This is a genomic window from Micromonospora sp. NPDC049580 (genome assembly GCF_040675595.1).
Classification (GTDB): Bacteria; Actinomycetota; Actinomycetes; order Mycobacteriales; family Micromonosporaceae; genus Micromonospora.
This window is the reverse complement of the sequence record NZ_JBFAPG010000493.1, coordinates 1-4,716: the sequence shown is the minus strand read 5'-3', so window position 1 is coordinate 4,716 and position 4,716 is coordinate 1. Positions and strand designations below refer to the sequence as shown.

Annotated in this window: 4 protein-coding genes and 2 pseudogenes; 3 read left to right on the top strand and 3 right to left on the bottom strand. The window is 69.4% G+C overall.

All coding sequences use genetic code 11. From position 1 onward, the window contains the following. Positions 1-90 precede the first annotated feature (90 nt). Positions 91-360 (bottom strand): annotated as a pseudogene (locus AB0J68_RS27670) (helix-turn-helix transcriptional regulator); the annotation flags it as partial. A 241-nt stretch (positions 361-601) separates the two neighbouring features. Between AB0J68_RS27670 and AB0J68_RS27665 the strand changes: the two are divergent. The 3 genes from AB0J68_RS27665 (at position 602) to AB0J68_RS27655 (ending at position 3,189) form a co-directional block, all read left to right on the top strand. Further along, the gene (locus AB0J68_RS27665) at positions 602-1,045 is read left to right on the top strand and encodes a hypothetical protein (protein WP_355067729.1); all 444 of its coding nucleotides are present in this window, start codon (positions 602-604) and stop codon (positions 1,043-1,045) included. A gap of 316 nt (positions 1,046-1,361) precedes the next feature. Continuing rightward, positions 1,362-2,387, top strand: coding sequence for a hypothetical protein (locus tag AB0J68_RS27660; RefSeq protein WP_354854400.1), 1,026 nt, complete (start codon positions 1,362-1,364; stop codon positions 2,385-2,387). Then, complete coding sequence (locus AB0J68_RS27655) at positions 2,365-3,189, top strand: GSU2403 family nucleotidyltransferase fold protein (RefSeq protein WP_354854398.1); 825 nt, start codon at positions 2,365-2,367, stop codon at positions 3,187-3,189. The genes AB0J68_RS27660 and AB0J68_RS27655 overlap by 23 nt, the downstream gene beginning before the upstream one ends. A gap of 22 nt (positions 3,190-3,211) precedes the next feature. Here AB0J68_RS27655 and AB0J68_RS27650 read toward each other — a convergent pair whose 3' ends face one another. Continuing rightward, positions 3,212-4,366, bottom strand: a complete 1,155-nt coding sequence (locus tag AB0J68_RS27650; protein ID WP_354854396.1) for an SAM-dependent methyltransferase — start codon at positions 4,364-4,366, stop codon at positions 3,212-3,214. Positions 4,367-4,455: 89 nt separating this feature from the next. Next, positions 4,456-4,716: pseudogene (locus AB0J68_RS27645) on the bottom strand (ATP-dependent helicase); the annotation flags it as partial.

Sequence of the window (4,716 nt, the reverse complement as noted above, 5' to 3'; positions counted from 1 at the left end):
TGCGGGCGCTGCACGACGCCGGTACGGCACTCGGAGTGGCGGTGGCCGGCGTGGTCAACCTGCTGGACCTGGACACCGTGGTGCTCGGCGCCGGGGCACCGAGCCCGCGTCGGGCAGCCCGAGCGCCCGGAACGCGGCAGCCACCGGCAGATCCAGCGCGGCGCAGAAGCCGCGTACCTTGGCCAACTCGGGGTAATCCTGCCAGTCACCGGCGAGCCAACGGAACACTGTGGAACGGCCCACGCCCGTGTGCGAGGCAAGATCAGTCACGGTCCATCCGCGCTCGTTGCGAGCGTCGTCGATGGCGCGCCGGACGAAGCGGGCGAACGCCATCTGCGGTGACACGTCTGCGGAACCCATTCCGGTATGTCTTTCCCTCCCGGCCGAGCACTGGGAAGATGTGCCTCCCGAGCGTAGTACGCCGGGAACCGGAAACCACTGACTGACCGCACAAACTGTCCCACCGATGAGACTCCAACCCGGGCAGTATTCGTACCGGCACCCAGCGATCATCGTCGTTCTTCCACTAAGCTCGGTGCCCGTCCCGGCACGGCGCACGCGCGCGTGCCGCCGATCGCCCGGACCACCGCCGAGGAGCACCATGGCCGAATCGAGCCGTCCGCTGCCGTACCAGCCCGGTGCGGTGAGCCTCTTCTTCGTCGCCAAGGCCGGCGTCTTCGCCGCCGGGTTCTGGATCTGGTTGCTGGTCCTGGTGCTGCGCACCAGCACGGCGACCGGCGCCCACGTGCTGGCCGCCACCGGCGCGATCACCACCACGCTGGTCGCAGTGGTGCTGGGCGCCCGGGTGGCGCTGCAACGCAACGCGGCCATCCGGCACGCCGAGACGAAGAAGCTGCTCGTCGACATCTCCTGGAACGCGTTCACGGCCGCCGGCAATGCCGAGAGCTCGGGAAAGGTGGTGCCCTTCCCGAGCAGCGCCGGTGAGGACGACCACCCGACCCTGCGCCACGGCGGGGACCGGGTGTCGGTCTTCGACCGCTCCGGCGTCCGGGACCGGGGCAACAACGGCGACCGCCGACGCTGAAACCGAGTCCACGGGCGACGGTTTCCGCGTACCTGGCGGTTCAATGTGTCGTTGACAAGCAGAGGTACGGCTCGCACCGGTGATCGCGCCACGCTCCTGCTCTGACCACCGACGGGCGTCCCCGAAGAGTCGCGGGCGGTGGCACGCCGGGCGGGGCGAGATGTTCGGCGGAGCGGAGTTCTGGATATAGGCTGGTTCCGTTCGCGGCGGAATTCGCTAATTACCCGAACAGGCGAGGGGGTGAGGCGTGCCGGCCTCAGGCAAACCCGCCCTTGATGGGCCGCCGGAGCGGGAGGCCGATGTTCTCCGCCGTGTCGTGGCGCTCGTGGTGGATCGGCTGCCGCCTGGATGGTCGATGCGCCTTGCTGAGCAAGTGCCGGGCCGGATCGACGGTGTAGCTGAGCTGACCGGTCCTGATGGGGCGACGGCGGTCTTCGTCATCGAGGCAAAGCGCTCGGTGGTCACCAGCGATCTTGCCTCCGCCCTCGACCAACTTCGCTCCCACAGGCTGCCTAACGTCGATCGTCCGTTGCCTATGATCGCCGCCCGATACCTCGGGCCTTCGGCTCGCGCATGGCTGGAAGAGCGCAAGGTCTCCTACGGTGACGCTACGGGCAATATGCAGATATCGCTTGAACGTCCGGCGATGTACCTGCGCGACAGGGGCGCCGATCGAGATCCCTGGCGCGGGCCAGGCAGGCCCCGCGGCACTTTGCAAGGGCCGCCAGCGGCGCGTGTCGTACGCGCCTTGGTGGACACCGCTGCAGAGATGAGCGTTCCAGACTTGGTACGCCTGTCGGGCGCGTCAACAGGAGCGACATATCGAGTTGTTGACTTCCTTCAGCGCGAAGCGCTTGTCACGCGCGCGAAAGGCGGCCTGATAAGGGGCGTTGAGTGGCGCCGAATCCTGGAGCGATGGAGTGAGGATTACGGTTTCCAGCGCAGCAACAGTGTCAACGCCTACCTGAGTCCGCGAGGCATTCCGGCGTTGCAGGAAGACCTGCGGGGGGTGCACGGATTGCGCTACGCGCTGACCGGGTCTTTGGCGGCGCACCGTCTAGCGCCTTATGCGCCGGCCAGGCTGGCGATGCTTTACGTGGACGACGTGACCCAAGCCGCCGAGAAACTCAAGCTGCGCCCCGTTGATGCGGGTGCGAACGTGCTGCTCGCGCAGGGAAAGTACGACGTCGTGTTCGATCGACGGGTGCAGGATGACGGCTTGCTTTATGTGGCTCCGAGCCAAGCCGCTGTCGATCTGCTGACAGGCCCTGGGCGGGCGCCTGCTGAGGGGCAGGAACTCCTTGACTGGATGGAGGAGCATGAGCAGGCATGGCGACGATGACCTTCTGCTGTCCGCACGGGGTGCGTTACTGGACGCCCTGGATGCTCTTCGCGACCACGCCAACGCTGTGATCGTGATCGGAGCACAGGCGATATACCTGCATACGGGTGCCGCACCCGTCGCACTGGCGGAAGCGACCAAGGATTGCGACCTTGCACTCGACACGCGCGCGCTCCCGCAGGAGCCATTACTGGAGGAGGCCATGCGGGCAGCCGGGTTTCATCTCGATGTTCGAGCGCACCAGCCTGGGGCATGGTTGAACCCCAAAGGAATTCCCGTCGATCTGATGGTCCCAGAGGCGCTTGCTGGTGGATCAAGTCGTCGGGCAGCAAGAATCCCGCCGCACTCCACGAGAGCGGCGAGGCGAGCGGTTGGATTGGAGGCTGCGGTCGTCGACCACGCCGCACTTGCCATACGTGCGCTCGCTCCGGGCGACAGCCGTGTCTGTACGGCCAATGTCGCGGGCCCTGCCGCTTTGCTGGTGGCCAAGTTGCACAAGGTTGGCGAGCGGCAACAGGCGCCCAAGCGCCTCGTGGATAAGGACGCACACGACATCTACCGGCTTCTCGTGGCGGTGAGAACCGAGCAGCTTGCTGACAGTCTGCGCGAGCTTCGGGCTGATGAACTTGCAGGGCAGGTGACCGAGCAAGCCCTTGGATTCTTGGCGTACCTGTTCGCGGCAAGCCCCGAAGCGCCAGGATCGGTGATGGCGGGCAGAGCCGAGGAGGGTATCGGTGACCCTCTCGTTGTGTCGACCGCTGCTTATGCTCTGGCCGACGATCTGCTGGCCTCGGTGGGCTGACTGCCGGGCCCGCGCCGAAGCGCTAGACGGCGGGCGGCTCGTCGGCGGCGAGCAGGGTCTCCAGCCGGGGTGTGACCCGCCACTGGTCGACGAGTTCGCGGTACTCCGCCTGTCGGGGGTCGGCGGTGCCGCTACGGCGGGCTCGGATCAGCAGGTTGCGGGGCGTGTGCTGGGAGTCGACGAACTCCACCACCTCGGCCCGGTACCCGTGCACCCGCAGCAGCCCCGCGCGCAGCGCATCGGTGAGCACGTCGGCGAAGCGTTCGCGCAGGATGCCCTGCCGGGTCAACAGCTCGTACGGCGCCGGGGTGGGCTGGGCGCGTAGCTGTTTGGCCAGGTCGTGGTGACAGCACGGCGCGGCGAGCACCCAGCGGGCCTCCCAGCGCACCGCGCGGGCCAGCGCCTCGTCGGTGGCGGTGTCGCAGGCGTGCAGCGCCAGCACCAGATCCGGGGCGGGGTCGACAACGGCCTCGGCGATCGTGCCCGCGACGAAGCTGACCTTGTCGGCCCAGCCCAGTCGCTGCGCCAACTCGGTGTTGCGCCGCCGCTGGTCCTCCCGGACGTCCACGCCGATCAGCTCGACGTCGAGCCCGCGACTGGCGAGATAGCGGTACGCGGCGAAGGTCAGGTAGGCGTTGCCGCAGCCCAGGTCGACCACCCGCAGCGGGCCGGTCAGATCGGCGGGCAGGGTCGCGGCCAGAGCGCGCAGGAACGCGTCGACCTGGCGGCGCTTGGCCGCCGAGCCGCCGATCTCCGCGAAGATCGGGTCGCCCGGATCGAGCAGGTATTCCTTGGCTCGGTCGTTACCACTCGGCGTCGCCGCCGGTCGGGTCGTCGCGGCCCGGTGCACCTGCGCCTCACCGGACTTGGTCACCCGCAGTTGGAGGGTCGCGTCGGCCGTCTCCACGTGCCAGTTGCCGAAGGGCTCGGCCAGGAGTTCGTCGACCGCCACGGCGGCCTCGGGACCGGGGGCGACGTTGCGGGTGTGCGGGCGCGCGCCGTCGGAGGTGGCGATCTGCAACCGCGGGCCGGCCTTGAGCGTCACCGGACGCAGCTCGGCCCGCACGACCGTGGGTCGGTGTCCGCGGCGACGCCCGGCGGCGACCGCCCGGGTCAGCGCGGGGTCGAGCAGCAGTGCACGAACCTCGGTCAGGGCGGCATCCAGTGGTTCCGGCATCGTTCCATTTTCGGCAGGTGGGGTGGGAAGGCGACATCCCCCGTACCGCGCTGAGGCGGTGCGGGGGATGTCGGGTGAATCTCGCTGCGTCAGTCCGCGGTCGCCTCGGCCGGCGTACCCGCGCCGGAACCGCCACCACGGCGGCGCCGGCGGCGCGGCTTCGAGGCCTCGCCCTCGGCGGCGGCGGAGGCCGGCTCGGCCGGTGCCGCGTCGGCCGAGATCACCGCGGTCGGCTCGCCCGCGACCGTCTCGCCAGCGCGGCGGCGACGCCGACGGCGCGGGGTGCGGCTGGCGTCGTCGCCGGCGGCGTCCGTGGGTGCCTCGGCGGCCGGCGTGCCGGCGTCGGTGCG